23 protein-coding genes are annotated in these 26,368 nt (G+C 52.3%); 11 read left to right on the top strand and 12 right to left on the bottom strand.

Annotated elements, in window-relative coordinates; translation table 11 throughout:
• Positions 1-297: 297 nt before the first annotated feature.
• The 4 genes from recA to AC23NW_RS21370 form a co-directional block, all read right to left on the bottom strand.
• Positions 298-1,389 (bottom strand): recombinase RecA, encoded by a 1,092-nt coding sequence (gene recA / locus AC23NW_RS21385; protein WP_487451889.1) that lies wholly within the window; start codon positions 1,387-1,389, stop codon positions 298-300.
• 149 nt (positions 1,390-1,538) lie between these two features.
• Positions 1,539-1,994: a hypothetical protein gene (locus AC23NW_RS21380; RefSeq protein WP_487451888.1), complete on the bottom strand. Its 456-nt coding sequence runs from the start codon at positions 1,992-1,994 to the stop codon at positions 1,539-1,541.
• Between the two features lie 92 nt (positions 1,995-2,086).
• The gene (locus AC23NW_RS21375; protein ID WP_487451887.1) at positions 2,087-3,328 is read right to left on the bottom strand and encodes an ABC transporter permease; all 1,242 of its coding nucleotides are present in this window, start codon (positions 3,326-3,328) and stop codon (positions 2,087-2,089) included.
• 120 nt (positions 3,329-3,448) lie between these two features.
• A complete protein-coding gene (locus AC23NW_RS21370) occupies positions 3,449-3,766 on the bottom strand; it encodes a heavy metal-binding domain-containing protein (protein WP_293833091.1) in 318 nt (105 codons plus the stop codon).
• Positions 3,767-4,091: 325 nt separating this feature from the next.
• Between AC23NW_RS21370 and AC23NW_RS21365 the strand changes: the two genes are divergently transcribed.
• On the top strand, positions 4,092-4,616 hold the full coding sequence (locus tag AC23NW_RS21365) for a lipocalin-like domain-containing protein (protein WP_293833089.1): 525 nt from the start codon (positions 4,092-4,094) through the stop codon (positions 4,614-4,616).
• Positions 4,617-4,676: 60 nt separating this feature from the next.
• Here AC23NW_RS21365 and AC23NW_RS21360 read toward each other — a convergent pair whose 3' ends face one another.
• A complete protein-coding gene (locus tag AC23NW_RS21360; protein ID WP_487451885.1) occupies positions 4,677-5,480 on the bottom strand; it encodes a serine hydrolase in 804 nt (267 codons plus the stop codon).
• 104 nt (positions 5,481-5,584) lie between these two features.
• The gene (locus tag AC23NW_RS21355) at positions 5,585-6,544 is read right to left on the bottom strand and encodes a 2-hydroxyacid dehydrogenase (protein WP_487451915.1); all 960 of its coding nucleotides are present in this window, start codon (positions 6,542-6,544) and stop codon (positions 5,585-5,587) included.
• A 167-nt stretch (positions 6,545-6,711) separates the two neighbouring features.
• On the opposite strand from AC23NW_RS21355, the gene pdxA reads away from it, so the two are divergent.
• Genes pdxA through AC23NW_RS21340 form a run of 3 tightly spaced genes read left to right on the top strand, consistent with a single transcriptional unit; the run spans position 6,712 to position 10,116 of the window.
• Complete coding sequence (gene pdxA / locus AC23NW_RS21350) at positions 6,712-8,520, top strand: 4-hydroxythreonine-4-phosphate dehydrogenase PdxA (protein WP_487451884.1); 1,809 nt, start codon at positions 6,712-6,714, stop codon at positions 8,518-8,520.
• A 55-nt stretch (positions 8,521-8,575) separates the two neighbouring features.
• Entirely contained in the window at positions 8,576-9,466 is an 891-nt protein-coding gene (locus tag AC23NW_RS21345) for a YicC/YloC family endoribonuclease (RefSeq protein WP_487451883.1), read from the top strand.
• Positions 9,467-9,474: 8 nt separating this feature from the next.
• Positions 9,475-10,116, top strand: a complete 642-nt coding sequence (locus AC23NW_RS21340; RefSeq protein ID WP_487451881.1) for a DNA-3-methyladenine glycosylase — start codon at positions 9,475-9,477, stop codon at positions 10,114-10,116.
• Positions 10,117-10,149: 33 nt separating this feature from the next.
• Here the strand turns inward: AC23NW_RS21340 and AC23NW_RS21335 are convergent, their stop codons facing one another.
• The 5 genes from AC23NW_RS21335 to ispF all read right to left on the bottom strand — a co-directional run bounded on the left by AC23NW_RS21335 (position 10,150) and on the right by ispF (position 13,903).
• Positions 10,150-10,707, bottom strand: coding sequence for a GNAT family N-acetyltransferase (locus tag AC23NW_RS21335; RefSeq protein ID WP_293833081.1), 558 nt, complete (start codon positions 10,705-10,707; stop codon positions 10,150-10,152).
• A 108-nt stretch (positions 10,708-10,815) separates the two neighbouring features.
• The gene (locus AC23NW_RS21330) at positions 10,816-11,916 is read right to left on the bottom strand and encodes a mandelate racemase/muconate lactonizing enzyme family protein (RefSeq protein WP_487451879.1); all 1,101 of its coding nucleotides are present in this window, start codon (positions 11,914-11,916) and stop codon (positions 10,816-10,818) included.
• Positions 11,913-12,095 (bottom strand): hypothetical protein, encoded by a 183-nt coding sequence (locus AC23NW_RS21325; RefSeq protein ID WP_487451878.1) that lies wholly within the window; start codon positions 12,093-12,095, stop codon positions 11,913-11,915. Before AC23NW_RS21325 ends, AC23NW_RS21330 begins: the two co-directional genes overlap by 4 nt.
• 11 nt (positions 12,096-12,106) lie before the next feature.
• A complete protein-coding gene (locus AC23NW_RS21320) occupies positions 12,107-13,225 on the bottom strand; it encodes an amidohydrolase family protein (protein WP_487451913.1) in 1,119 nt (372 codons plus the stop codon).
• A 198-nt stretch (positions 13,226-13,423) separates the two neighbouring features.
• Complete coding sequence (ispF, locus tag AC23NW_RS21315; RefSeq protein WP_487451877.1) at positions 13,424-13,903, bottom strand: 2-C-methyl-D-erythritol 2,4-cyclodiphosphate synthase; 480 nt, start codon at positions 13,901-13,903, stop codon at positions 13,424-13,426.
• Between the two features lie 114 nt (positions 13,904-14,017).
• Here ispF and AC23NW_RS21310 point away from each other — a divergent pair, with 114 nt between their 5' ends.
• On the top strand, positions 14,018-15,895 hold the full coding sequence (locus tag AC23NW_RS21310) for a DNA polymerase III subunit gamma/tau (RefSeq protein WP_487451876.1): 1,878 nt from the start codon (positions 14,018-14,020) through the stop codon (positions 15,893-15,895).
• Between the two features lie 94 nt (positions 15,896-15,989).
• Here AC23NW_RS21310 and AC23NW_RS21305 read toward each other — a convergent pair whose 3' ends face one another.
• Positions 15,990-17,039, bottom strand: coding sequence for a tetratricopeptide repeat protein (locus AC23NW_RS21305; protein WP_487451874.1), 1,050 nt, complete (start codon positions 17,037-17,039; stop codon positions 15,990-15,992).
• 130 nt (positions 17,040-17,169) lie between these two features.
• Between AC23NW_RS21305 and AC23NW_RS21300 the strand changes: the two genes are divergently transcribed.
• From AC23NW_RS21300 to AC23NW_RS21275, 6 genes are all read left to right on the top strand, one after another.
• Positions 17,170-18,414, top strand: coding sequence for a M16 family metallopeptidase (locus AC23NW_RS21300; protein WP_293833074.1), 1,245 nt, complete (start codon positions 17,170-17,172; stop codon positions 18,412-18,414).
• Between the two features lie 84 nt (positions 18,415-18,498).
• On the top strand, positions 18,499-18,879 hold the full coding sequence (locus AC23NW_RS21295; RefSeq protein ID WP_293833072.1) for a RidA family protein: 381 nt from the start codon (positions 18,499-18,501) through the stop codon (positions 18,877-18,879).
• A gap of 155 nt (positions 18,880-19,034) precedes the next feature.
• Positions 19,035-21,491 carry a bifunctional aspartate kinase/homoserine dehydrogenase I gene (thrA, locus tag AC23NW_RS21290; RefSeq protein ID WP_293833070.1) on the top strand — a complete coding sequence of 819 codons (2,457 nt, stop codon included), beginning with the start codon at positions 19,035-19,037 and terminating at the stop codon, positions 21,489-21,491.
• A 123-nt stretch (positions 21,492-21,614) separates the two neighbouring features.
• Positions 21,615-22,775, top strand: coding sequence for an alpha/beta hydrolase family protein (locus AC23NW_RS21285; RefSeq protein WP_487451872.1), 1,161 nt, complete (start codon positions 21,615-21,617; stop codon positions 22,773-22,775).
• A gap of 713 nt (positions 22,776-23,488) precedes the next feature.
• Entirely contained in the window at positions 23,489-24,916 is a 1,428-nt protein-coding gene (locus AC23NW_RS21280; protein ID WP_487451870.1) for a Gfo/Idh/MocA family oxidoreductase, read from the top strand.
• A 15-nt stretch (positions 24,917-24,931) separates the two neighbouring features.
• Entirely contained in the window at positions 24,932-26,317 is a 1,386-nt protein-coding gene (locus tag AC23NW_RS21275) for a putative oxidoreductase C-terminal domain-containing protein (protein ID WP_487451869.1), read from the top strand.
• Positions 26,318-26,368 lie beyond the last annotated feature (51 nt).

Here is a 26,368-nt window from a genome sequence, read left to right as displayed (position 1 = left end):
TCGGGTAGAGTATTCAAATAATAAAAATCACAATACTAAGAATATACTTAGTGACGTGTATCAAACTAACGGGGCGAAATTAGCCAAAAAGCTAAAACGGCGAATGATATTTTTGCAAAATTGCCATAGATGGCAGAGAATCTACGCTAATTTCGTAATGGCTTCTCATAAAGTATGGCGCATAAGTCATAAGAACTTAACAGAAAAGCGGTATTGAGAGTTCTCAATACCGCTTTCATATAAATTAAATCGTTGTTAATCCTGACAAGCAGAGGACAATATACTATCCGAAATTTATTAATCTTCCAATAATACGTCGTCTTCTTCTTTCAGATCATTTTCCGGATCAAGCAATGCATCCTGATCATCTTTGATTTTAGTCCGGATTTTATTTTCCAGTTCGGCCATCAACTCCGGATTATCAAGCAACAGTTCTTTAACGGCATCGCGGCCCTGAGCCAGACGGTTCCCGTCGTATGAGAACCACGAACCGGATTTCTTAACGATTTCCATCTCAACCGCCAGGTCAAGAATTTCACCGACTTTAGAAATACCCTGTCCGTACATAATGTCAAACTCAACCACTTTAAACGGTGCGGCCAGTTTGTTTTTCACCACTTTAACTTTCGTCCGGTTACCAAGTACCTGATCGGCACCTTCCTTAATCTGGCCGGTACGGCGGATGTCCAGACGAACAGATGCGTAGAACTTAAGGGCATTACCACCCGTTGTTGTTTCCGGGTTACCAAACATTACCCCGATTTTTTCGCGCAGCTGGTTAATGAAGATACAGCAGCACTGGGTTTTGTTAATGATACCTGTCATTTTCCGTAGCGCCTGCGACATCAGACGAGCCTGGAGACCCATTTTACTCTCGCCCATCTCGCCTTCGATTTCGGCTTTCGGTACAAGAGCAGCAACGGAGTCAATAACCAGAATATCAATAGCGCCCGAGCTGATCAGGTGTTCGGCGATTTCAAGCGCCTGTTCACCATTGTCCGGCTGGGCAATCAGCAGGTTCTTCGTATCGATCCCTAACTTTTCGGCATAAATCCGGTCAAAAGCGTGTTCCGCATCAATAAATGCGGCCAAACCACCTGCCTTCTGTGCTTCAGCGATGGCATGCATGGTCAGGGTTGTTTTACCCGACGATTCAGGACCGTATATTTCAACAATCCGGCCACGGGGAACACCACCAATACCCAGCGCCAGATCAAGGCCCAACGAACCGGTCGAAATCACCGGAACATCCATCACCTTCGTATCACTTAAGCGCATAACGGTACCTTTACCAAAGGTCTTATCCAGCTTCTCAATGGTGGTTTGCAGGGCTTTCAGCTTCTTTTCTGCTTCACTTGCAGGGGCTTGTGCCGTGTCAGTTTTTGCCATGTTTTACAGTTTGTTTTACTCTATAAATTTACAACAATCCGGCCAGTTTACCAAACCTTTTCCTGAAAAGAAAAAGGCCTGGTAAACGGTATTTACCAGGCCTTTTCGCTCAACGAAACATATTTAGCTATTCACTGATTTACAGTTAATTACAAAGCAGAATCAGGAACAGCCTGCGGCTGTGCCGGAGCTTGTTGACCATAGGGTTGCTGCCCCGGAAAACCATACCCCTGAGGATAGACAGGCCCAATAAATTCTACGTCAGTTATGTAGTATTTTGTGTCGCCATTCCAGGGCAGACGAAGGATTCTTTCTTCATAATGCAAGGTTACACGCTGACCCGTTTTTACGGCTTCGGTAATCTTTTTGGCCACGTCGTCATCCTTTACCGAAAAATCAAAAAACTGAGGTGTCAGCGAGCCGGTTTCGCCCGAAAATCCGCCTACATTCAGTACGCCTTCGTACGTTTTAAAAATATAGCCACGGCGGCTGAATTTCGACAGCGTACCGGCCCGTTCGCCGTCGCTGTAGCTCCAGCCCGTCAGGATATACATGATACCGGTTACGACGAGCAGAAAAATAAGTATATACAAAATGACTCTCATGATTGACAAGATGGTTAGTTTGCTTGTTACGTCCACAAATGAACAAAAACAATAGGATATCCTACAAGGTTTTCCGGTACCGTTCAGAAGCTTTATTTTGAACGGATCGCAATCACCGGATCCATCCGGGCGGCCGAAATAGCCGGTAGTATCCCCGAAACAACCCCGATAATACTGGAAACCCCTAACCCCAGAATAATGTTGGCGACCGACAGAATAATGTCAAGGCTGCCCAGAGATATAAACGACAGCAGATAGACCAGCAGTACGCCAACTCCTCCCCCGACCAGGCTAAGCATAATGGCTTCGAACAGAAACTGAAACAGGATGACGTAATTTTTAGCCCCCAGCGATTTCTGAATGCCGATAATATTGGTCCGTTCCTTAACCGATACAAACATGATATTGGCAATGCCGAATCCGCCGACCAGAATGGAAAAGCTGCCGATAACCCAGCCTGCCAGGGTCAGCACGGCAAACAGACTGCTGATGGCCTGAGCGGCAGCATCAAGCCGGTTTATTGCAAAATTATCGTCCTGCGCCGGTTTCAGGCTCCGGCGTGCCCGCATCAGCCCTCGGATTTCGCCTTCCAGATTCTGTAGCCCCTCATCTTCGGGATAGGCCTTGATGGCAATATCAATGCTCGGGTTGATAGCGTGGTACATGCGGGAAAAGGCCCCGATCGGGATCAGGCATTTCGTATCCGGATTACCGCCGAAGCTCACCAGACTGGCCCCTTTCTTTTCCTGAACGCCGATTACAGTGAATTTGGAACCGCCGATTTTCATGGTTTTACCGACCGGCGACACCACGCCAAACACTTTCTCAGCTACTTCCGCCCCAATGATGACAATGTTGCGTGAAGCGTCCATTTCCTGCTGGGAGAAATACCGGCCGTCTTCCACGGGCACGTCTGAGATTTTATTGTAATCAATCGAAACGCCCTGGACCAGCCCTTTCATGCTATTGCTGCCCTGTTCGATCGTGACGTTGCCTTTAAAGTCCATCGCCACGACAGCTTCGGCGGTTTCCATCCGTTCTGACAGAAACTTAAATTCGGCCATAGACGGTTCGGGCCGCTGGAAGTATTTCCACCACTGGTATTCACCCCCGAAAATCCACGGCCATTTCTGAACATAGACAACCCGGTCACCAATGCCCGACAAGCTGTCCTTAATGTTTTTTTCCAGCGAGTCGACAATGGTAAAAACGGCAATGATTGAGAAAATCCCGACGGTTACGCCCAGCAGCGAGAGCGTCGTACGGAGCAGGTTTGAACGCAGTGCCTGCCAGGCAAAGCGGAAACTTTCCAGTGTCTGACGAAGAAATTTCATTCCAAGGGAGATGAGCAGCCGGCAGACCACCGGCGCAATGAATGAATAAACTTACGTGATTCAGCTGGTTCGGGGCAACCCGTTTCGGATAGAGCCCGTCTTTCGGCGGATGGGCGGTTTTTACTCCACAACAACCGCCGTACCGTTGGCCGACACCATCAGCATGGCACCACTACCAATTGTTTCGTAATCGAGGTCAACGCCAATGATGGCATTGCCACCCAGCCGGTGCGCCTGGTCGATCATTTCCTTGATCGCAATGCTTTTGGCTTCCCGCAGCCCCTGTTCATAAGCGCCTGAGCGACTGCTCACCACATCGCGGATGTTGGAGAAAAAATCCTTAACCACATTAGACCCGATAATGGCCTCACCATTAACCAGTCCAATGTATTTTGTGATGCGTTTACCTTCAATGTTAGATGTAGTAGTTACCAGCATTTGTTGATTCGAAACTTGTTATTCATGTGTTAGAAAGCCCGTAAAGTTCAGAAGATTTTAGCGAACTCAATATGGCTCAATGACTAAAGCTGAATTAAAATTAATGAAAATACAGTAAACCGGATAAAAGTAAGCTGATATGAACTCCGATTGATGTTGTACAAAACAGCTATTTATCTTCTGATTCCCGAATTAATACCTCTTGCGGTTCAGGCTCTGAAAACACCATTTTATAAGCCTAAATCCGCAGATGAGACACGTTCAGGCTGGAATCCCGCCGCCCATCGGCCAATTTTGAGCTGTCAAACAACAAAAAATAACAGCTATGAACACATTATTCTCATTCAATCGTCTGCGTTCTCTTGTCCTGATGGCATTGGTTATGACCGTTTTTGCCGTTGGCTGTAAGCAGTCTGCGCCGGAAATTAACCCCGGCAGCTCACCGGTCGAAGGCAACTGGCACATGACAGCCATGAAGGTAAATCCGGCCATCAATCTGGGTGAGCCGTTCGGAACGATATCAGATATGCTGCCGTTGCTGGTTGAGCTTTCCGGCAGCACCTGCTTAACTGACCTGACTGTTAAATTCAAAGGCGACGGCACCATATCAGCCGACAACCCTACGTCGTGCAGAGACCTCGATCCGGAAGAAGCAACAGGTCTGGATACCAGCGGCCGGTGGGCACTCAACGGCGATCAGATAACCCTGACCGACAGCGACGGCGCCAAAACAATTTATAAGGCAACCTTTAGCGGCAATACCATGAACTGGTCATACCAGGAGCAAATGGAAGACGGATCGGGTAAAACCAGTACCTATACCATCACGATTGCCTTCAAAAAAGCCTGATTACATCCACGCAATAACTGAGTTGATCCGATTCCGGAAGCAGCCTGCTTCCGGAATTTTTTATGGCCGGTCGAAATGCGTAAAGCAGTGCAGGGCCAGTTCGCCGATGATCTGCTCCGCTTTTTCCGTGGTTGTTCCCCGCACCAGCACCGACATCACAAACGGGCGGCGGGCATACACAATACCGGCATCTCCCCGCACATAAGCCAGTGTTCCGGTTTTGTGCGCGATGGCCACAGGGCCTGCCGAACCGTTTTCAGGAATCAGGCGCGGAATCGTCAACGTATCGGTGTTCTGTTTCAGAATGTCGAGCATCTGCCCGCACAAAGCCGGTGTAGCTACCTGCTGCCGGTAAACTGCCGTCAGCAACGTATTCATCTCGCGGGCAGTTACGTAGTTTTCGATGCCCCGCCGGACAGCTGCGGTGTCCATCATGATCCGGTTCAGCTGTGTCTGTCGCAGACCCATAGCCTTGATCCGTCGGTTGATGGCATCACGGCCCAGTGTATGAATGAGGATATTAGTTGCCGTGTTATCGCTGTGCGTCATCATCAGCGTTACCAGCTCCAGATTAGTTACAGGGCTGCCGGCCGCGTAGGTTTGCAAAACGCCTGAGCCACCGGCCTTCTCTGCTTCCGTCAGCAGATGCTTTTCTGTCATGACAAAAGTTCCGGCTTTCACCTGTTCCATGGCCTCCACCATCACCGGTAGCTTGATAATGCTTGCCGAAGGGCTGCGGTCGTCGGCGTTATGGTAAAATGACGTTTGATCAGCCAGCGACTCCACCGCCAGTCCAACCGTCACCGACGAAGGCAGCGTGTTCAGGTAAGCCGTTAGTTTAGCCGGCAATGACTGTGCTTGCATCCATGCAGGCATAAGCAACAAAAGCAAGTATTTGACCATGAGAAGAACGTATACAGGTTAGCAACGACGGCAATCGCACTTTCACCGCACGGCGGACCACTCTTTCACTCTTTCACTCTTTCGTCTTTGACTGCTACCAACTGCCGCACCAGCACCTCATTAATCCGGACGTAGCTTTCGTGGGTCCAGCCGGCGATATGCGGCGTCAGAATGGTTTTCGGCGATTGGCGCAGGTAATCAAAGGCGGTTTGCTGCTCAGGCGTCAGTTTGCTCAGTTTTTCATTTTCCAGCACATCCAGACAGGCTCCGCGCAGTTTCCCGCTTTCGAGCCCCTGAACAATGGCCGATAAGGACGCTACCTCGCCGCGCGAGGCATTGATCAGGTAAAACGGTTTGGCAAAGCGGCCTATGAATTCGTCGTTTATGAGATTCTTCGTTTCGGCAGTCAGCGGAATATGCAGGCTCAATACATCGGCTTCGGCCATAATCTGCTCCATAGTTGCTTCCTGTGCCCAAGCGTCGCTGTAGTCAGTCCGGTATTTGTCATAAGCCAGTACCTTACAGCCAAACCCGCTCAGACGGCGGGCCGTTGCCTGGCCGTTGTTGCCGTATCCGATCAGGCCGACAGTCATACTACCCAGTTCATAGCCACGGTTACCTTCGCGGTCCCAGATGCCCTGACGCACCTCCTGATCTGCTTTCAGAATATTTGCCAGCAGACACAGCAGCATTCCGACTACCTGCTCCCCAACGGCATCGCGGTTTCCCTCACCGGCATGAAATACCAGAATATTCCGTTTTCCGGTTGCCGCTAAATCAATTAAGTCCAGCCCAGCCCCCGCACGCCCGATGAATTGCAGCGCCGGCGCCTTTTCGAGCACCTCTTCATCAATACGGGTTTTACTCCGGATAAATAGTCCGTCATAAGCCGCAAGGGCATTCAGTAGCTCAGCACGAGTGATTTGAGGTTGATAATCATACGCAAACCCCGCGCCATCGAGCATGGCAAAAACAGAAGGGTGCATGTCATCAGCAATGAGAATGGTACGCTTACTCTGGGACATCCGTTCGCTTTTCGTAACTTGCAATGGATTTTATGAATGATGTATACTTTATTGGAACGGTACACCGGAATGAATAATTCCCGCAAGGCGTATTGAGGTCAGGCAAAGCCGATACTTTATTTATTCCCGACTGAGCTTGCAGTCCTGTATTGCTTCTGAATTTATGTATGGAACAGCGTCAAAACAATAAAGATAACCGGGGAGAACGGCCTGCTGATGCCGGACAACGGAACGAAACACCCCGTCAGGGCAATCCCCGTGGCGATGAGCAACGGCATTCGCGGGAAGGCAATCCACGCAATGAAGGACAGCGGCAGCATGGGCAGCGCGAGAACGGCAACCGTGAAAACAGCAACCGTGAGGGCGGCAACCGCGAGCATAACCAGCGTGAAGGCGGTCAGCGTGAGAACGGCCAGCGCGAAGGCGGTCACAATAACCGGCACGACCGGCACCGTAACCACAACGACCAGCGTCAGCATGGCAATAAGGACGGTCAGGCGCGGGAAGACCGTCAGCAACGTCAGCCACGGGAAGACCGTCAGCCTGCCGACGAACGCCTGCCGCAGGAACGTCAGCAGCAAAAGCAGCCCCGCGAAGAACGGGTAGTGGCTGAAGAGCGGACCGAAAAACCGGTTCAGCAGGAGCGCTTGCCGCAGGATCGCCTGCCGCAGGATCGCCAACAGCAAAAACAGGCCCGCGAAGAACGCCAGCCTGCCGATGACCGGCAACCACGCGAAGAACGCCAGCAACGTCAGCCACGGGAAGACCGTCAGCCTGCCAACGATCGCCAGCCACGGGAAGACCGGCACCAGGAGCGTGAAGAAGGGCTGCAATCGCTGCGCGACATGCCAAACGTGGAGTCGCAGCGTCAGGCCAGTGTACTGGCAAAAGACCAGCCTGCCAATCAGGAGCGGCTGGTTATCGGCATTTCCCTCGGCGATTACAACGGCATCGGCCCGGAAGTTATCCTGAAAGCCTTACAGCACAACCGGATGCAGCGGCTGTGTACACCGGTTATTTATGGCTCCATGCGGGTACTGAACCGGTACCGCAACGTGCTGAATCTGAAAGACTGGAACCTGAACGGCATCCAGCACATCGGGCAGGCCAGCCACAAACTGACTAACGTCATCACCTGCTGGAGCGATCAGGCGGGCACACAGCCGGGCCAGCCTCCGCAGGAGATTCAGCCGGGTAAAGTGACACCGGAAGCCGGACAGGCCGCCTTTGCCTGTTTGCAGCGCGGTGTTGAAGACCTGAAAGCCGGTAAGCTTGACGCGCTGATTACGGCGCCGATTAACAAATACAATATTCAGTCTGACGACTTTAAGTTTCCGGGCCATACCGAATACCTCGCCGAAGCAGCCGGTGCGGCAGACAGCCTGATGTTCCTCGTGAGCGATTACCTGCGCGTTGGCGTCGTGACGGGGCATATCCCGCTGGGCGAGGTTAAGCAGGCCGTTACGCGGGAGAAAATCCAGCAGAAACTCAGCCTGATGATGCAGTCACTCAAGCTTGATTTCGGCATTGCCAAACCCAAAATTGCGGTGCTCGGCCTCAACCCGCACGCCGGCGAAGAAGGGTTGCTGGGCAACGAAGAAAATGAGATTATCAGGCCGCTGATCAATGACCTGCGCCAGAAAGGGCAGCTGGTATACGGCCCGTTTGCTGCCGACGGGTTCTTTGGCACCCGTTCTTACAAGAAATTCGACGCCGTGCTGGCTATGTACCACGACCAGGGGCTGATTCCGTTTAAAACCATTGCTTTCGACGAAGGCGTGAATTTTACAGCCGGTCTGCCGTTTATCCGTACATCGCCCGATCATGGCACTGCCTACGACATTGCCGGTAAAGGTATTGCCGACGAAACGTCGATGGTCCAGGCGATTTATCTGGCCTGCGATGTGGCCCGTAAACGGAAAGAGTATCAGGAGCTTGAGGCCAATAAACTCCAGAAACAAACCATTGAAAAATAGATTTACGATTCGCGGCTGAACCCCGCACGTTGTAAATCGTAAATCGAAACTACGTATGTTAAAATCAATGACGGGCTTTGGCAGCGCCACTGTCGAAGCCAACGGGCTGACGGTTACCATCGAGATCAAAACCCTGAACTCGAAGTTTCTCGACATTTTCTGCCGGATACCGAAAAGCTTTTCTGATAAGGAAATTGAGATCCGCAACCGGGTAACCCAGCAGCTCGAGCGCGGTAAGGTAGAGCTGAATCTGAACATTGCCCGTACCGTTGATGTGCGCCCGGGCCTGACGATTAACCGGCCGCTGGTGTCTGCCTACGTTGCCGACATCAAGGAAACGGCCAATCTGATGCTGATGAGTGTGAATGACACCGATGTGCTGAAAATGGCCCTGCAACAGCCAAATGCCTACGTTACCGAAGCCACGACCGATCCGGAAGCGAACGCCAGCGACTGGCAGGTGATTCAGGAGTCGCTCACACTGGCCCTGCAGCGCTGCAATGAATTCCGGCAGCAGGAAGGCGCCACCCTGGAGATTGCCCTGCGCGAATACATTCAGACCATCAGCAACCGGCTGGTCGACATTGAGCAGCAGGATGTCCTGCGGATCCCGGCCGTGCGGGAACGGATGCGGGCTGCCGTAACCGAACTGCTGGGCAACGAAGAATTTGATCAAAACCGTTTCGAGCAGGAACTGGTTTACTATATCGAGAAGTTCGACATCTCGGAAGAGAAAGTCCGCTTACGCAATCACCTGGTTTACTTCCTTGAAGTACTGGAGTCAACAGACGCCAACGGTAAAAAGCTGAATTTCATTTCGCAGGAAATCGGCCGCGAGATCAACACCATCGGTTCGAAAGCCAATGATGCCGTGATTCAGCGGTTTGTGGTGCAGATGAAAGATGAGCTCGAAAAAATCAAGGAACAGACCATGAATGTTATTTAACTTCATTCATGACAGAACAGATAACAGGTGGTGGCACGCAGCAACGTGCCACCATTTCTTTTTACGAACAACACGACACGCTCACCCTGGCGCAGCGATTACTGGGGTATGAGCTTGTCCACGAAAGTCCGGAAGGAACAACGGCCGGTATTATTGTTGAGACGGAAGGCTATCTGACCGGTGATCCGGCCTGCCATGCCTATCGCCGGAAAACGCAGCGGAATGCGGCCATGTTCGGCTCGGCCGGTACGGTTTATGTCTACCAGATTTATGGCATGTATTACTGCCTGAACGTTGTAACCGGTCCTGAAGAAGTTGGCGAGGCGGTTCTGATCAGGGCCTTACAACCAACCGAAGGCATTGACCTGATGGCCATGCGCCGGAGCGAAGCCGCCGGCCGCCCGTTCGACCCGGCCACGCGGAATGGGCTGCGTGATTTGTGTAACGGCCCCGGTAAGCTGGTCATCGCCATGGGTATTACGCAGCCGGCCCACAACTTTTCGTCGCTGGAAACCGGTACGCTGGCCATCCGTGGCCCCGTCCTGACCGGTTTTGACAGGATTACGACCACCCGCATCGGCATCACCCAGGGTGCTGACCTGCCTTATCGCTATTACGTTAAAGGCAACCGGTTTGTGAGTAAACTGTAAAACGGATTGGTCACCGCGCGATGATATTCCGTTTTACAACGTCCAGTCCCATACCACGATAATCCAGGTTTCGTTCAGGTTGCTGTCGTAGAAACGGCTGATGGGCCTGAACCCGACCCGCTCGTGCGCACGCTGGCTGCGGGTATTCCGCTCTGAAATATCAGTGACAAACACATCAAACCGGTCGCTGTACGTTTCACGGTGAAACTGATACAGCTTATCAAAAATGCCCTGCCCCCGATAGCCCTCACCGACACAAATCTGGCCCATGACATAATACCGCTGACTACCCAGCGACCGTCCATTGTATTCCAGCGAGTCCAGGCGTTCAAACAACGGCACCAGTTCAGGTACGGATTCACCGAACTGCGGCAGCATCGTAATGGCATAGCCCACCACCGTATCGCCGTCTTTGGCGATCACGTGGGGAGCGGCTTCGTTCATTTTCCGGAGCACATCGGGATCGTGCTCCACCGTTACAAAGCCTTGCTGACTCTGAATATCGGCCGGTAAATTTTTGGTCAGGTTTTTCTGCTGCAACGCCAGAATACCCTGTAAGTCAGTTTCGGTTTGGGCAAGTGTAATCTCCATGATGGGTACAAAGAATGTATAATGAACAATGGCAAATGAATAATGCGCCTGCGGCTTTTCAGCTCGTCACCCGGCAACATTATCCATTTCCCATGTTATATTATTCATTTAAACAAACATTTCTTTTTCGCAATTGGCAAGGAAAGCGGCATCAACGGTAGCACCAAGTCCCGGCACGTCGGGTAGAGTAATATGGTAGCCGGCGTAGGTCGCCCCGCCAACGACGGGGTCAATGGCATGTTCGAAATGGGCGTCCAGATCATAGAATGTCACATTCCGGCGCGCAGACGCAAGGTGAGCCTTAGCCGTAATGCCCAGCCGCGACTCCGACATACAGCCGATCATGCAGCGGGTTGCGGCGGCTTCGGCAATGCCGATGATCCGCAGCGCATCCAGAATACCGCCGCTTTTCGACAGCTTGATGTTGAAGTAATCAACGGCTTCTTCGCGGACCAGCCGGATAGCATCGACCGCGTCGAAAAGCGATTCGTCGGCCATGATCGGGACGGGCGAAGCCTGCCGCACCTGCCGCAGGCCCCGAATATCATGCCGGCGGACGGGCTGCTCGCAGTATTCGACGTTCAGGTCGCCGATGGCTTTAAGCACCGCCGAGGCAGTGACCACATCCCACCCCTGATTAGCATCGGTCCGGACCGGAATGTCGTCGCCGATGGCTTTCCGGATCGCTTCGACCCGCCGGATATCATCGCGGCGGTTGGTGCCCAGCTTTATTTTAACGGCTTCTCCCCCGTTTGCCTTGATCCGCAGTGCGTCGTCGGCCATGCGTTCGGGCGTATTGATGTAAATCGTTTCGTCGGTCACCAGTTCACGTTTGCTCCCGCCCAGAAACCGGTATAACGGCATGCCGGCCGCCTGTGACGCTACGTCATACAGCGCCATGTCGAAAGCCGAGCGGGTTGTCGGATGGCCGGGCAGGTAGCGGATCAGGGCATCCAGACAGCCTTCGATGTCGAGCGGGTCACGGCCGACGAGCAGTTTCGCCATGTCGCGGGCAGCGGCCAGCCCCGACGCCTGTGTTTCGCCGACAATCATCCAGAACGGCGAGCCTTCACCCCAGCCGGTTATGCCTTCGTCGGTTTGTATCGCTACCAGCATATTGCGGGCCGAGTCAATGGTCCCCAGCGAAATGGTGATCGGTGCTTTCAGCGGTATATCGTACCGATAAAGCGAAATCGCGGTAATTTTCATACAGCTAATAAAGCATCCAGTCGTCTTTTAACTTCATCCATCGTTATTGTTTTAGCTTCGGCAAACTGTAGACGACCATTTTGCACCTTTTCTATAATCAACAAATAGTCAACAAGCTCATCCACCGAAAACTCTTCTGGTAAATGAGGCAATGCATCAATTAGTGTAATCTTGCGCATATTACGTAATATCAGTCAGGGAACTGGCTTTTGTCGATATTCGGGATGATCCGCAGTGCGTTTTTGTAATACACCTTTTTCAGGATACTGTCCGGCAGCCCCATGCCGTACATGCGCCAGAACGCATGGTATTTCTTGTGGTACGGGAAATATTCATCTTCCGTCTCCAGCACGCGGAAATACGTGGCGTACTCCGACGGAACCCATGAGTCTTTTCCGAACAGAATCCGGTCCTGATATTTCTCGAAGAACTTCTTTGCGGCCCGTGGCTGACGGCCCAGTTCGGCAATTACCGCCCCGATTTCGACCAGCGTATTCGGGTATACTTTCATCACGCTGTCCAGTTTTGCCAGATCGTTCGGATACCAGCCCATGTGCGCGTTGATAAACGTTGTTTTCGGGTGTTTACGGAACACACTGTGCTGCTCTGTCAGCAGCTTCTCCCAGGCAACAGGATCATTCGCGCCACGGCGGCGGCCCGGATGCAGTTTCAGCTCCAGCCAACGCTCGTTATAGCGGTCCATCGGATCCCAGAACGACTTAGGATCGGCCGTGTGAATCAGCACCGGAATGCCGAGTTCACCGCATTTGGCCCAGATCGGGTCCAGCCGCGGGTCATCAACGGCCACCCGCTTACCATTGCTGTCTTTTACATTCAGCCCCAGGCTCTTATAGATTTTCAGACCCTGTGCACCGTTTTTTACATCCGCTTCCAGTTGTTTTACCGCCTCTTCTGTCCAGCCCGGCTTCCCGATACCCCCGAACAGAATGTTGGTGAACAGAATAAACCGTTTCGGGCTGTTCGCCCGAATGCTGCTTACCGCATCATTAAAGAATTTGGTACTTGCTTCTTCAGCGCCCCATCCCCGGCCGCTGAGGTTCACCATCACCTGTAAGTTCAGCTTATCCATGTCCTGAAGCAGGTTTTTCAGGCTCGCGGCATCCATATTCCCCTGATGATTGTGCACATCAATGAACGGAAATTTAGCCTTTGTCAGCTTGTGCTCAGGGACTTTCAGGGTTGAGACGGGATCGTATTCCTCGAAACCAAGGGGTTGTTCAATCGGCTGTTGGGTTGTCTGAGCCGAGCAGGCTGCCGACAGTAAGCAAAGCAGCAATAGACGGTACATCATGTTTTGAGCAGTTAACAAGGAGCAAAATACTATTTTTTTCGTTTTGAAGGGCGGTATCTGCCAGAGGTATATTAGTCTCTACGTGTGGGGTTAGTGGTGGCACGACTGGTCCGTGGCTGGCATTTGGCCAATAAAATACCAGTCGTGCCACCACTCCCTCAGTATCCAGTATCAGCCATCCAGATCATCCATCCGCTATTCCTTCACAATCAGCGCCACGCAGTGGGCGGCAATGCCTTCTTTGCGGCCGACGAACCCCAGGTGCTCCGAGGTGGTCGCCTTAATTGAAATATCTTCCTCCGGAATCTGCATCACCCCCGACAGACAGGCTTTCATCGCCGGAATGTGCGGGTTCAGCTTCGGCTCCTGCAAGACCACCGTTACATCAACGTTGGACACTTCGTAGCCTGCTTCGCGGATCATCCGCAAGACTTCGGCCAGCAGTACCTTGCTGTCGACGCCTTTCCAGCGCGGGTCTTTATCCGAAAAATGGTAGCCGATATTCCGCATGTTGGCCGCGCCGAGCAGCGCATCGCAGAGTACATGACAAACCACATCGGCGTCTGAGTGGCCGTAAGCGCCGTGTGTGTGCTCAATCTGTATGCCGCCCAGCCAGAATGGATGGCCTTCTACCAGTTTATGGACATCGTATCCTTGTCCGACCCGTATTTTCATAGTAAATCAGTTGCAATGAATAAGCCGCAAAAATACACATTTCCGTACCCCTCCGTTCGTCACTGCGGCTCAATCTGATTTGAAAAGCCGCCCCCAAAGTATTAATTTTGGTGTATGGAAAATTTCGTGGTCTCCGCCCGCAAGTACCGCCCTGCCACCTTCGATACCGTAGTCGGGCAGGAGCATATTACAACAACGCTTCGTAATGCTATCCGTACCAATCACTTAGCTCAGGCGTTCTTGTTTTGCGGTCCACGGGGTGTTGGTAAAACCACCTGTGCCCGGATTCTGGCCAAAACCATCAACTGCCAGAACCTTACTCCCGACATTGAAGCCTGCGACGAATGCGATTCCTGCGTGAGTTTCAAGCAGAATGCATCGTTTAACATCCACGAACTGGATGCTGCCTCCAACAACTCGGTCGAAGATATCCGGAACCTGATTGATCAGGTCCGCTATCCGCCCCAGTCGGGACAATACAAGATTTATATCATTGATGAGGTGCACATGCTGTCGCAGGCGGCCTTTAACGCCTTCCTGAAAACGCTGGAAGAACCTCCCTCCTACGCGATTTTTATTCTGGCCACTACGGAAAAGCACAAAATCCTGCCGACGATCCTGTCGCGCTGCCAGATTTTTGACTTTAACCGGATTCAGCCGAAAGACATTGCCGACCACCTTGGCCGCATTGCGCAGAAAGAAGACATTTCGGTAGAATACGACGCCCTTGAGCTCATTGCCCAGAAAGCCGACGGCGGGCTCCGGGATGCGCTGTCGATGTTCGACCTGAACGTTACGTTCTCGACCGACCGGACGCTGCGCTACAAGGAAGTGCTCGATAACCTGCACATTCTCGATTACGACTACTATTTCCGGCTCACCGATGCGCTCCTCGAAGGCAACCTGACCCAGACGCTGCTGACCCTCGACGAGATTCTGCGGAAAGGCTTCGATGCCCATCAGTTTGTGGTTGGCCTCAGCCGGCACTTCCGCGATTTACTGGTCTGCAAGGATTCGGCAACCGTACAGCTGTTGCAGGTGACCGAAACGGTCAAGGCCAAATACCTGGCACAGTCGGCTAATGCCCCGATGTCGTTTCTGCTGTCGGCGCTGAGCATCGGCGGGCAGTGTGACATGAACTACAAACAGGCGAAAGATCAGCGTCTGCACGTTGAACTGTGCCTGATGAAACTGGCCAACCTGCGCCATGTGCTTAACTGGGACGCCATGCCTGAGCTACCGCTCAACGGATCTTCGGGCGGGGCAACCATCGCCGCAGCCGATCTGTCGACGGTAGCTGTTCCGGCAGCCGCCGAAAAAAAAAATGACAATGGTCACGCCGTAGCCTCGCCGACACCCGCTCCGGCCCCGCCAACCGGCTACACCAGCGAGCCCGTCAACGGGTATGCAGCCGGTAAACCGGCAGTAGTGGTAGCTGACCAGGTCGTCGCCAGCAATGTGGTCTCCGCTACGGTTGCCGTAGCAGAGAGGCCAGTCATGGAGAAACCCGTTATTCAGCGGCCGGCCAGCAGCCGGCTCCGGTCAACAGTAAGCCTGAGCAGTAAACCACAGGTTGCGGAGCACCAACAGGTTGAACAGCAGAGCCTCTCGAACAGCCGCCCCGACAAACCGTTCGGCTTCGAACAGCTTCAACAAACGTGGCACGCCTTTGCCCGGCTGCGCAAGCAGCAGTTCGACTCTATGTCGGAAGCGCTGATTTTTAACCGGGAGATCACGCTGGATGGGACAACGGTACATATTGCGCTGGACAACAACATCCAGGCAAACCTGATGGTCGATCTGAAACCGGAGCTGCTTGCTTACCTGCGCGATCAGTTGCAGAACAAGCAAATCCAGGTTGAACACCGTGTGGTTGTGCCCGACACGAAAAAAATGATTTATACCCCGCAGGATCGGTTCAATTACCTGGCCACCAAAAATCCTGCCCTCCTCGATCTGCGCAACGCCCTGAATCTGGACGTGGACTTTTAATTAAAGAGCGAGAGAGATAAAGAGCGAAAGAGTGACTAGCAAAGCCAGCGTTAGCAACACCGCGAAGCGGCCACTCTTTCGCTCTTTCATTCTTTCACTCTTTAATAAAGCCTTTCGCTTCGCGGATGGTTGATTTGTACTCGGCGTAGTCGAGGGCTTTTTTGTAAAAGGCTTTGGCTTTGCTGCGGTCGTTGGCACGGATGGCAATACGGGCAAGGCCGGCGTTGGCAAAGGCGTAATATTCCTTCGTATAATTATCGTAGTACGGCATTTTCAGCGCAGCCTGATACAGAGCTGCCGCCTCAGCATCCTTCCGTTCGTTTTTTTCGAGCAACATCGCTTCGAACACTTTTGCCGGCATCGGCACAAATTTGTGGCGCAGGTCTTTTAAGCGGTCCAGCCATTCGGCGGCTTCATCATACCGGCCGGCCAGCAGCAGGCTTTCGGCATACCGAATGACAAAAAGTGCATTTTGCGGGTGTTTCTCAGCCAGCTGTTTTGCGTAAACGGCCGCCTTCGCAAACTGGCTTTCATGCTCCAGATAAATGTGCGACAGGTAAAAACAGGTCTCAATCCGCGTAAAAACAGCCCGTTTGCTGGCCACATCCATCTGCCGGAGCCCGAGCGCCATATCCCCGTCCTGAAAAAACAGCATGACCGGCTTCACAATCGGATGATCCATCGGAAACCGCTCCACATAGTAATTGTACAGTCCCGTTGTAAAGTAAAACTCAGGGTTCTTTTCCATCAGCTTAAAGCCCTGACGCATATAGTTATACGCCTTTTTCGCCTCATTAACAGCCTTCATGGTTTCCCCTTCATTATAGAGCTTCAGGGCCAGATAACTGTGCGCGGTCAGGGCAAAGAAGACACCTTCCGGAGCATCGCTGTCTTTTTCGATCATCTTCTGCGCACTGACCAGTGCCTGGTTGCAGGCCTGTATAAACTGGGCCGATGCCGCTGCATTATCTTTTATCGGTAAATACTGCCACTGTAGCCTTGTCGCCTGTAAAATCGAGCCGACCGGATGGTTAGGATACCGTGCCCGCAGCTGTTTCAACTGCACATCGGCCTCCGCAAAATCATAGCTGTATATATTGTCGAGCGTTTTCTGAATGGATTGCTGAAGAGCAGGATCAGTCATAATCTGTCCGTGAGACAGGACAGGGAAAATCAATGATAAGAACAGAAAAAATCGTTTCATTACTGGCAGGAAGGCTTTACATTTGCTGACTCCGGTCTTAGTAACGACACCTTTGTCTGAATAGTTTACAATGATCCACTACGAACACTTCGTTTTAGAGAACGGCTTGCAGGTCTACGTCCACGAAGACGCCAGTACCCCCATGGCCGCTGTCAATATTTTATATAATGTCGGGTCCCGTGATGAAGACCCTGCCCGTACGGGGTTTGCTCACCTGTTTGAACACCTGATGTTCGGCGGGTCGAAACACATCCAGAGCTACGATGAGCCGCTGCAGAAAGTAGGGGGCGAAAACAACGCCTTTACCAGTCCCGACATCACGAACTACTACATTACGCTTCCGGCGGCCAACCTCGAAACCGCTTTCTGGCTCGAGTCGGACCGGATGCTGAGTCTGTCGTTTGATCCGCAGGTGCTGGATGTGCAGCAGAAAGTAGTCATCGAAGAATTTAAGCAGCGGTACCTGAATCAGCCCTACGGCGATGTATGGCTCAAGCTCCGCCCGCTGGCGTATACCCACCACCCTTACCGGTGGGCAACGATCGGCAAAGACATCAGCCACATCGAAGAGGCGACGATGGACGATGTGAAGGCGTTCTTTTTCAAGTATTACCTCCCCAACAATGCCATTCTGGTGGTAGCGGGCAATGTTACCGTCGAGGAAGTAAAACAGCTCTGTAAAAAGTGGTTTGAACCCATTCCGGCCGGTACACCGTATGTACGCCGGCTGCCGCAGGAGCCCCGCCAGACACAGGCCCGTTTTCTGGAAACAACCGCCGACAACGTGCCGCTGAATGCCCTGTATAAGGTCTGGCACATGCCGGGCCGTTTCGATACCGGCTTTTACAACGCCGATTTGCTGAGCGATATACTCGGCCGCGGTAAGTCATCGCGCCTGTATCAGAAACTGCTGCGCGATACGCCGCTGTTCAACAACATTTCGGCCCACATCACGGCCTCCCTTGATCCGGGGCTGATGATTGTGCAAGGCACGCTCAATGACGGGGTTTCGCTGGAAGAAGCTAACGATGCCGTTGACAGCGCCATCCGGACCCTGGTCAGCGAAACCATTGCGGAAGAAGAAATAACGAAGGTGAAAAATCAGGCGGAAGCAACGCTGGTTTTCTCGGAAGTTGAGCTGCTCAACCGTGCTATGAATCTGGCCTATGCGGCCAATGCCGGCGACGCGAGTCTGGTCAACGAGGAAGCTGCCCGTATTCAGGCCATTACGCCGGATACACTCCGCAGTATGGCGCAGGACGTGCTCCGGCCCGACAACTGCTCAACCATGTTCTACCGCCGGTCGGCTAATTAAGGCTGAACCGTCAAAACTCTTTCTGACAGGATTACAGGCGTTAACATCAGGTAATCTCGTAATCCTGTCCATAAACAACCCTTTATGCAAGCCATTTACCTGCCCGATCAGCCCCGTCCGAAGGGCCATTATGCACCGGCGATGGTGCATAACAATACCGTGTATGTTTCCGGCCAGCTGCCTGTCGATAACCAGGGCGCTATTCAGTTAGGTACGCTGGAAGAACAAACCGAACTGTGTCTGCGCAACATGGAAGCCGTCCTGAAAGCCGGCGGCAGCGACTTGCAGCACGTCCTGAAAACAACCATTTACATCAGCGACATTGCCTTCTGGCCCGCTGTAAATGAGGTCTATGCCCGCATCATGGGCGACCACCGGCCTGCCCGTGCCATTGTGCCGGTGGGTCCGCTGCACTACGGCTGCCTGGTCGAAATTGAGTGCATTGCCGCTTTATCCGGAAACTAACCGCCGGTTGACGAACCTACCTCTCCTTTTTCCGCTATCTTTGCGCACCAAAGTTTTGAATGCCGGCGATTGCTAACCATCTGGTTTACCAACATTGATAGACCAACTTAACCCCGGCCATTCTATCATTCAGTCATTCTATTATTCCCCACTGCATGAACGTACTTAAATTTGGCGGAACATCGGTTGGCTCAGTAGAGAGCATTAAGCAGGTTATCAATATCATTGAAGAGCACCGCCGGAACGATTCGGACATTGCTGTAGTCTTCTCGGCCATGGGCGGGGTGACCAACCAGCTGATTGAGATCGGCCGGATGGCAACCAACGGCAACACCGACTATTCGGAACTGGTACGGCGGATCGAAGACCGCCACTTCAATGTCGTGAAGGCGCTTATTCCGGTCAAAGAGCAGAGCAAGGTATTTGCCGGTATCCGGGGCGTTATCAACGAACTCGAAGATTTGTTGCGGGGCGTTTCCCTGATCCGGGAACTGTCGGCACGGACACTTGACCTGATCACGAGCTTCGGCGAACGGCTGTCAACGGTTGTCATCACCGAATGCCTTAAAAGCCGCGGGGTATCTGCCCAGTTCTGCGACGCCCGGACAATCATCAAAACAGACGATCAGTTCGGTCACGCCGAAGTAAACTATACCCTGACGAATCAGCTGATTCAGGAGTATTTTGCCAAATCAACGGCGCTGCAACTGATTACGGGCTTTATTGCGTCAACAGAAAAAGGAGAAACGACCACGCTCGGACGCGGTGGTTCTGACTATACAGCCTCCATCATCGGGGCGGCTCTGAACGCAGACATCATCGATATCTGGACCGATGTGGACGGCATGATGACGGCTGACCCGCGCAAGGTGCCTAACGCCTTTAATATTCCGACCATCACCTACGCCGAGGCTATGGAACTGAGCCATTTCGGTGCCAAGGTGATTTATCCGCCCAGCCTGCAACCCGCATTTGCCCGGAATATTCCGGTACGGGTGCTGAATACCTTCAATCCGACGCACGAGGGCACGGTCGTCAGCCGCACCGCCGAGCGCCGGCAGTATACCATCACCGGTATCAGTTCGATCGATGACATTGCGCTGGTTAACGTGCAGGGCTCCGGTATGATCGGGGTAGCCGGGGTATCGGCCAAACTGTTTGGCGTACTGGCCCGCTACCGCATCAGCGTCATCCTGATTTCTCAGGCTTCGTCGGAGCACTCAATCTGTTTTGCCATTGACCCGAAATCGGCCGAGCGCGTTAAAGCGATTCTGGACGATGAATTTTCGGTTGAAGTCGCTCACGGCCACATCGACAACATCACCATCGAACGCGACCTGTCGGTGATTGCAACGGTTGGTGAAGGGATGAAAAAATCGTCGGGGATCGCCGGTAAGCTGTTCTCGGTACTGGGTAAAAACGGGGTCAACATCGTGGCCGTTGCTCAGGGATCGTCGGAGATCAATATCTCGGTGGTTATCAATAAAAATAACCTGTCGAAGGCCCTCAACGCCATTCACAACGTCTTTTTCCAGTCGGAAGCGCGGGTACTGAACCTGTATCTGGTTGGTACCGGCCTGATTGGCAGCACCTTACTCCGTCAGATTCGTGACCAGTTTGAGTACCTCCGTACCGAACGCCTGCTGAAAGTGTGTCTGGTGGGGGTTTCCAATACAAAGAAAATGCTGCTGGCTCCGAAAGGCATTGAACTGGACGACTGGCGCGAGCGGGTACTCACCGAAGGGGTAACCACGTCGCTGCCTGCTTTTGTGGAGCAAATCAAATATTACAACCTGCCGAACTCGGTATTCATCGACTGTACGTCGGACAAAGACATTGTGCAGTTTTACGAATCGCTGCTCGACGGCAATATTTCGGTTGTTACGCCGAATAAGGTCGCCAACTCCGGCCCGTTCAGCGAATACCGCCGGTTACAGCGCACGGCCCTGAACCGTGGCGTAAAATTCCTGTACGAAACCAACGTGGGTGCCGGTCTGCCGATCATCAACACGCTACAGGGCCTGATGACCGCCGGTGACCGCTTCCTGAAAATCGAAGCGATCCTGTCGGGTACGCTGTCCTACATCTTCAACACCTTTAAATCGGGCAGTAAGTTTGTTGATGTAGTGCGTGAGGCCAAGGAAAAAGGGTATACCGAACCCGATCCGCGCGAAGACCTGAGCGGCATGGATGTGGCCCGTAAAATCCTGATTCTGGCCCGTGAAGCCGGATTCGCCCTGGAACCGGAAGACGTCACCATCAAAAACCTGTTGCCACAGGCCTGCATCGATGCGCCGTCGATTCCGGCGTTTTTCGATGAGCTGGAAAATAATAACGCCTACTTCGAAAGCCTGCTGACCGAAGCCGAAGCCCACAACGAGAAGCTGCGGTATGTGGCTACCTTCGAAAACGGCAAGGTTGAAATCGCGCTGAAAACCGTCGGTGCAGACCATCCGTTCTACAGCCTGTCGGGAGCCGATAACATTGTTTCGTTCACCACGGAGCGGTATAAAGAGCGGCCGCTGGTCGTAAAAGGCCCGGGCGCCGGTGCAGAGGTAACCGCTGCCGGTGTCTTCGCCGATGTCGTGAGTATCGGTAGCTACCTGGCGTAAACAGATCCGTTTTTTCTATAGAAGCAGTCATTCCGCATGGCTGCTTTTTTTATGGCCTGCAATCAGGATTATCAGTATTACGTAAAAGCCCCGGACTTTTCACATACAGACAATTTGCCCTTTATGAAACGACTCCTGACCCTCCTCTGCCTGCTGCCGCTGGCGGCGTTTTGCCAGACAACTCCCGCCCGGACTGATTTGTGCCAGGGTGCCTATTTTACGGAAGCACAGGGTGACAGCGCCCTGAAGGCATTTGCCACAACCTATCACGATAAAAAAAGCTGGGAGAAGCGGGCAGCCTTGATCCGGCAAGGCATCCGCGAAGGCATGGGGTTGCCCGATAAGCCCAAATTTGCGCCGCTGAAGCCCATCCGCCACAGCGTCAGGCAAATGAATGGCTATACGGTTGAAAACGTGGCGTTTGAAAGTGTGCCTGGCTTTTATGTGACCGGCAACCTGTACCGCCCAACCAGCAGTACCGGCAAAACCGCCGGGATTCTGTGTACGCATGGCCACCTGGGCACCATGGACAGCCGTTTCCGCGAATATGTCCAGCAACGCTGTGCCACGCTCGCCCGCATGGGAGCGGTCGTGTTTACGTATGACATGTTAGGCTACAGTGATTCCAGGCAGGCTGAGCACAAAATTCCGAATGCGCTGAAATTACAGACACTGAACAGCCTCCGCGCCGTTGATTTTCTGTTGAGCTTACCGGATGTGGATCCGAAACGTATAGCCGTAACGGGTGAATCAGGCGGCGGTACTCAATCCTTTATTCTGACAGCCCTCGAGCCCCGCATTGCCGTATCGGTCCCGGTGGTGATGGTATCCGCTCATTTCTTCGGCGGCTGCACCTGCGAGAGCGGCATGCCGATTCATAAACGGCCGACACACCAGACCAGTAACACCGAGATCGCGGCCCTGGCGGCTCCCCGACCTATGCTGTTGGTTTCTGATGGTAAAGACTGGACGAAAAACACGCCTAATGTTGAATATCCATACATCAAAAACATCTATGGTTATTACAACGCCGGAGACCGGATCGAAAACGTACACCTGCCAACGGAAGGACATGATTACGGACCCAACAAGCGCGAAGCGGCGTATCGCTTTCTGGCCAGACACCTCGGGCTTGACCTGAACCGTGTTTTGACCAATGGGCGGATCGATGAGTCTCCAAATACGCTGCTTACGGCAACTGATCTTCAGGTCTTTGACAGCAATCACCCCAGACCAGCCAATGCCATCATTGGCAATAACACCTTGAACGATATACTTAATTAAGTGTTTTGTGTATTTTATTTACAATTAGGATACAAAATACTTACATATCACACAGTTAGCAAACAGATTAGCTATTTTTCAAGGAGCATTTTCGTAAGACAAAGTGCTCCTTTGCTCATGTTGGGGAGTGCGATAAATAAATTTTGGAAAAATACGCCAAAATAGAATTAACTAACAATCAATCATTTACTGATAAATAAAAAAAAGTACGCTATTTCCCTATAGCTTTTTAGGGAAATATGTACTTTCTTAGAAGTGCAATCCGGCTGTAACCGGCCGGGTAGTCATAAACGTTATAGTTGGGAAACAACCATCAATCTTTAGGTGGTTGTTTTTTTTATAAAACTATATGATTTGAAATAGGGTGCAAATATTTTTTTCAACCCTGAAAAAATAGACCGTTTTCTGGTTTATAGTTCACTCATAACCAGTATCTGACAAAAATCAGGCCATTTTATTTGCGCGATAAATTTATCTCACCAATCGCATGGCATTAATTTTGCTAAATGCCCATTTCTCACTGGCAGGTATACGTATATCGTCTGCGCTAACACACTTCTGATACTTTGTTACTATACGCATTTATAATATCTCTGGATTTTACGCTCTTGTCTTTTTTTAACAAATAATGGCAGATAGTAAATCCGGTCATTTTTCGTCTTTTCGGAGCAAATAGAGTCTGCAACGGTAAATCCCTCTATTTTCCCTTACCGATGAGTCTGAATGAACAACCAACCTCTATAAACCGGCGGAAATTTCTGGATCTGAGCGCAAAAGGTGCGCTTGTGTCAGCAGCAGCCCTTACCGGTTTTCCAACAATTGTACCTTCTTCCGTTTTCGGGAAAAATGCTCCCAGTAACCGGATTAATGTCGGGGCTATCGGTACGGGACGGATTTCCCGCGGTCATGACATTCCCGGCGTATGGCAATACGATAACGCCCTGATCATGGCGGTCTGTGACGTTGACAGCCGGCGCGCCGACGATGCCAAAAAGCTGGTCAACGGCTATTATGGTAAAAAGACCGGCAAAGACTCGTATGACGGGGTAACGGCTTACACCGACTACCGCGAATTGCTCAATAATAAAGACATTGACGCTGTGCTGGTCAGCACACCCGATCACTGGCACGCTCCGATTGTGATTCATGCCGTCGGCGCCGGTAAGGATGTATACATGCAGAAACCGGCATCCCTGACCATTTCGGAAGGCCGGATGATGGCCGATGCCGTAAAACGCAGCGGCCGGATTGTGCAGGTGGGTAGTCAGCAGCGGTCTTCACACCAGTTCCGGTATGCCGCCGAGCTCGTCCGGAACGGCCGCATCGGTCAGTTAAAGACGGTGTATGTCGGGCTGCCGGGCGATCCTTCCGGCGATGTGGAAGCCGAAATGCCCGTTCCGAAAAACCTGAATTACGATATGTGGCTCGGTACCACGCCCGAGGTTTACTATACCGAGAAGCGTGTGCATCCGCAGGTTGGCTACGACCGGCCGGGCTGGTTGCGCTGCGAGCAATTCGGTGCCGGGATGATCACCGGCTGGGGATCACACCACATCGACTGCGCCCACTGGGCCATGAATACCGAACATACCGGACCGGTTGAAATCTGGGGCAAAGCGGACTTCCCGAAAAGCGGCCTGTGGGACGTTCACGGCATTTTCCGGACCGAAGCACTCTACGAAAACGGTGTTCGGATGGTAGTCAGCAATGAATTGCCGAACGGTATCAAATTTGAAGGAACCGACGGCTGGATCTTTGTTTCACGGGGCGATGCACCGGTAACGGCCAGTGACCCGATTGCCAAACAGCAGGCGGCCAAAGCGCTGGACGCCAGCGACCCGAAACTGCTCACGTCGGTAATCGGTCCGAACGAAACGCACCTGACTGTCAGCAAGGAACACCACGGCAACTGGCTCGAAAGTGTGGTGAGCCGCAAAGAACCGATTGCACCGGCCGAGATCGGCCACCGCTCCTGCTCAGCCTGTCTGCTGCACCATGCAGCCATGAAGCTGAACCGGAAACTGTACTGGGATCCGAAAAAAGAGCAATTCAAAAACGATCCGGAAGCGAATGCGCTGCTATCCCGTCCGCAACGGAAAGCCTATGCCATTCAACCGCTTGCCTCTGCCAAAAAACGATAATTTAATACAACCAAAATGAAGTTTTCCCACGTAATGGGCGGCATGGTACTGGCCGCTCTCTTTGCTGCCTGCCAATCGTCGAAACCTGCCGATGACATGACGCATTTAATCACGCTGGACCCCGGCCATTTCCATGCGGCGCTGGTACAGAAAACCATGTTCGACGGCGTCGATTCGGTCGTCCATGTCTATGCACCGGATGGTCCGGACCTGCAGATGCACCTCGACCGCATCAACGGCTATAACACCCGTGCCGAAAACCCGACGCACTGGAAAGAAGAAGTCTACCGCGGTACTGACTACCTCGAAAAAATGATCGCCGACCAGGCATCGGCCAATAAGGCGAAAACGGTAGTCGTGATGGCGGGCAATAACCGGCTCAAGACTGATTATATTCAGAAAACCATCGACGCGGGCTTTAACGTACTGGCCGACAAGCCAATGGTCATCAACGCCGAGAATTTCGACAAGCTGAAAAGTACCTTTACGGCCGCAGAAAAGAATAAGGTGTTGTTGTACGACATCATGACCGAGCGCTACGAAATCACGACGATGTTGCAGCGCGCCTTTTCGATGCAGGAGCCCGTTTTCGGGACACTGGAAAAAGGTACGCCCGAGAATCCGGCTGTTACGAAGGAAAGCGTACACCACTTCTACAAAAACGTCTCGGGCAGTATCCTGACGCGGCCGGCGTGGTTTATGGACGTGGCACAGCAAGGCGAAGGCATCGTTGACGTAACCACCCACCTGGTCGATCTTGTGCAGTGGGAATGCTTTCCTGAGCAAACGCTCGATTACACCAAAGACATCAGCCTGACCACAGCCCGCCGCTGGACAACCGACATGACACGGAGCCAGTTTTCGGCCATTACAAAGCTGAATACATTTCCGGATTACCTGAAAAAAGACGTCGTGAAAGACAGCGTATTACAGGTATTCTGCAACGGCGAGATCAATTATCAGATCAAAGGTGTACACGCCAAAGTATCGGTAATCTGGGCCTACAAGGCTCCGGAAGGTACCGGCGACACCCACTACTCCATCATGCGCGGTACAAAAGCGAACCTGATTATCCGCCAGGGAGCTGAGGAAAAGTATAAACCAACGCTGTATATCGAACCGGCCAACGGCAACAAAGACCTGGATGCATCTCTGAAAGCAACGATTGCCGCTATTCAGAAGGAGTTTCCGGGCGTGGATGTAAAGAAAAACGCCAAAGGGTTTGAGGTTATCGTTCCTGAAAAATACAAGGAAGGCCACGAAGCCCACTTTGGCCGCGTAGCAGAGAAATACCTGCAGTACCTGAAAGAAGGCAAACTCCCTGCCTGGGAAGTACCCAACATGCTCGCGAAATATTACACAACTACGCAGGCGTTAACCTTAGCAAAAAGCAAAAAATAATTGAATGCCGAATGATTGAATGATTGAATCTGCCTGCCTGTGCCTTTTATT

Source organism: Arsenicibacter sp. R0_47 (genome assembly GCF_057652235.1).
This window is presented reverse-complemented; position numbering and strand designations above follow the sequence as displayed.

What these genes read in the sequence shown, in the direction of transcription:
- recA (WP_487451889.1), bottom strand. Translation starts at nt 1,389, where the DNA reads ATGGCAAAAACTGACACGGCACAAGCCCCTGCAAGTGAAGCAGAAAAG.
- AC23NW_RS21355 (WP_487451915.1), bottom strand. Translation starts at nt 6,544, where the DNA reads ATGTCCCAGAGTAAGCGTACCATTCTCATTGCTGATGACATGCACCCT.
- AC23NW_RS21320 (WP_487451913.1), bottom strand. Translation starts at nt 13,225, where the DNA reads ATGTACCGTCTATTGCTGCTTTGCTTACTGTCGGCAGCCTGCTCGGCT.
- AC23NW_RS21330 (WP_487451879.1), bottom strand. Translation starts at nt 11,916, where the DNA reads ATGAAAATTACCGCGATTTCGCTTTATCGGTACGATATACCGCTGAAA.
- AC23NW_RS21280 (WP_487451870.1), top strand. Translation starts at nt 23,489, where the DNA reads ATGAGTCTGAATGAACAACCAACCTCTATAAACCGGCGGAAATTTCTG.
- AC23NW_RS21340 (WP_487451881.1), top strand. Translation starts at nt 9,475, where the DNA reads ATGACAGAACAGATAACAGGTGGTGGCACGCAGCAACGTGCCACCATT.
- AC23NW_RS21285 (WP_487451872.1), top strand. Translation starts at nt 21,615, where the DNA reads ATGAAACGACTCCTGACCCTCCTCTGCCTGCTGCCGCTGGCGGCGTTT.
- AC23NW_RS21300 (WP_293833074.1), top strand. Translation starts at nt 17,170, where the DNA reads ATGATCCACTACGAACACTTCGTTTTAGAGAACGGCTTGCAGGTCTAC.
- thrA (WP_293833070.1), top strand. Translation starts at nt 19,035, where the DNA reads ATGAACGTACTTAAATTTGGCGGAACATCGGTTGGCTCAGTAGAGAGC.
- AC23NW_RS21305 (WP_487451874.1), bottom strand. Translation starts at nt 17,039, where the DNA reads ATGACTGATCCTGCTCTTCAGCAATCCATTCAGAAAACGCTCGACAAT.
- AC23NW_RS21375 (WP_487451887.1), bottom strand. Translation starts at nt 3,328, where the DNA reads ATGAAATTTCTTCGTCAGACACTGGAAAGTTTCCGCTTTGCCTGGCAG.
- AC23NW_RS21365 (WP_293833089.1), top strand. Translation starts at nt 4,092, where the DNA reads ATGAACACATTATTCTCATTCAATCGTCTGCGTTCTCTTGTCCTGATG.
- AC23NW_RS21325 (WP_487451878.1), bottom strand. Translation starts at nt 12,095, where the DNA reads ATGCGCAAGATTACACTAATTGATGCATTGCCTCATTTACCAGAAGAG.
- AC23NW_RS21380 (WP_487451888.1), bottom strand. Translation starts at nt 1,994, where the DNA reads ATGAGAGTCATTTTGTATATACTTATTTTTCTGCTCGTCGTAACCGGT.
- AC23NW_RS21360 (WP_487451885.1), bottom strand. Translation starts at nt 5,480, where the DNA reads ATGCAAGCACAGTCATTGCCGGCTAAACTAACGGCTTACCTGAACACG.
- AC23NW_RS21335 (WP_293833081.1), bottom strand. Translation starts at nt 10,707, where the DNA reads ATGGAGATTACACTTGCCCAAACCGAAACTGACTTACAGGGTATTCTG.
- AC23NW_RS21370 (WP_293833091.1), bottom strand. Translation starts at nt 3,766, where the DNA reads ATGCTGGTAACTACTACATCTAACATTGAAGGTAAACGCATCACAAAA.
- ispF (WP_487451877.1), bottom strand. Translation starts at nt 13,903, where the DNA reads ATGAAAATACGGGTCGGACAAGGATACGATGTCCATAAACTGGTAGAA.
- pdxA (WP_487451884.1), top strand. Translation starts at nt 6,712, where the DNA reads ATGGAACAGCGTCAAAACAATAAAGATAACCGGGGAGAACGGCCTGCT.
- AC23NW_RS21275 (WP_487451869.1), top strand. Translation starts at nt 24,932, where the DNA reads ATGAAGTTTTCCCACGTAATGGGCGGCATGGTACTGGCCGCTCTCTTT.
- AC23NW_RS21345 (WP_487451883.1), top strand. Translation starts at nt 8,576, where the DNA reads ATGTTAAAATCAATGACGGGCTTTGGCAGCGCCACTGTCGAAGCCAAC.
- AC23NW_RS21310 (WP_487451876.1), top strand. Translation starts at nt 14,018, where the DNA reads ATGGAAAATTTCGTGGTCTCCGCCCGCAAGTACCGCCCTGCCACCTTC.
- AC23NW_RS21295 (WP_293833072.1), top strand. Translation starts at nt 18,499, where the DNA reads ATGCAAGCCATTTACCTGCCCGATCAGCCCCGTCCGAAGGGCCATTAT.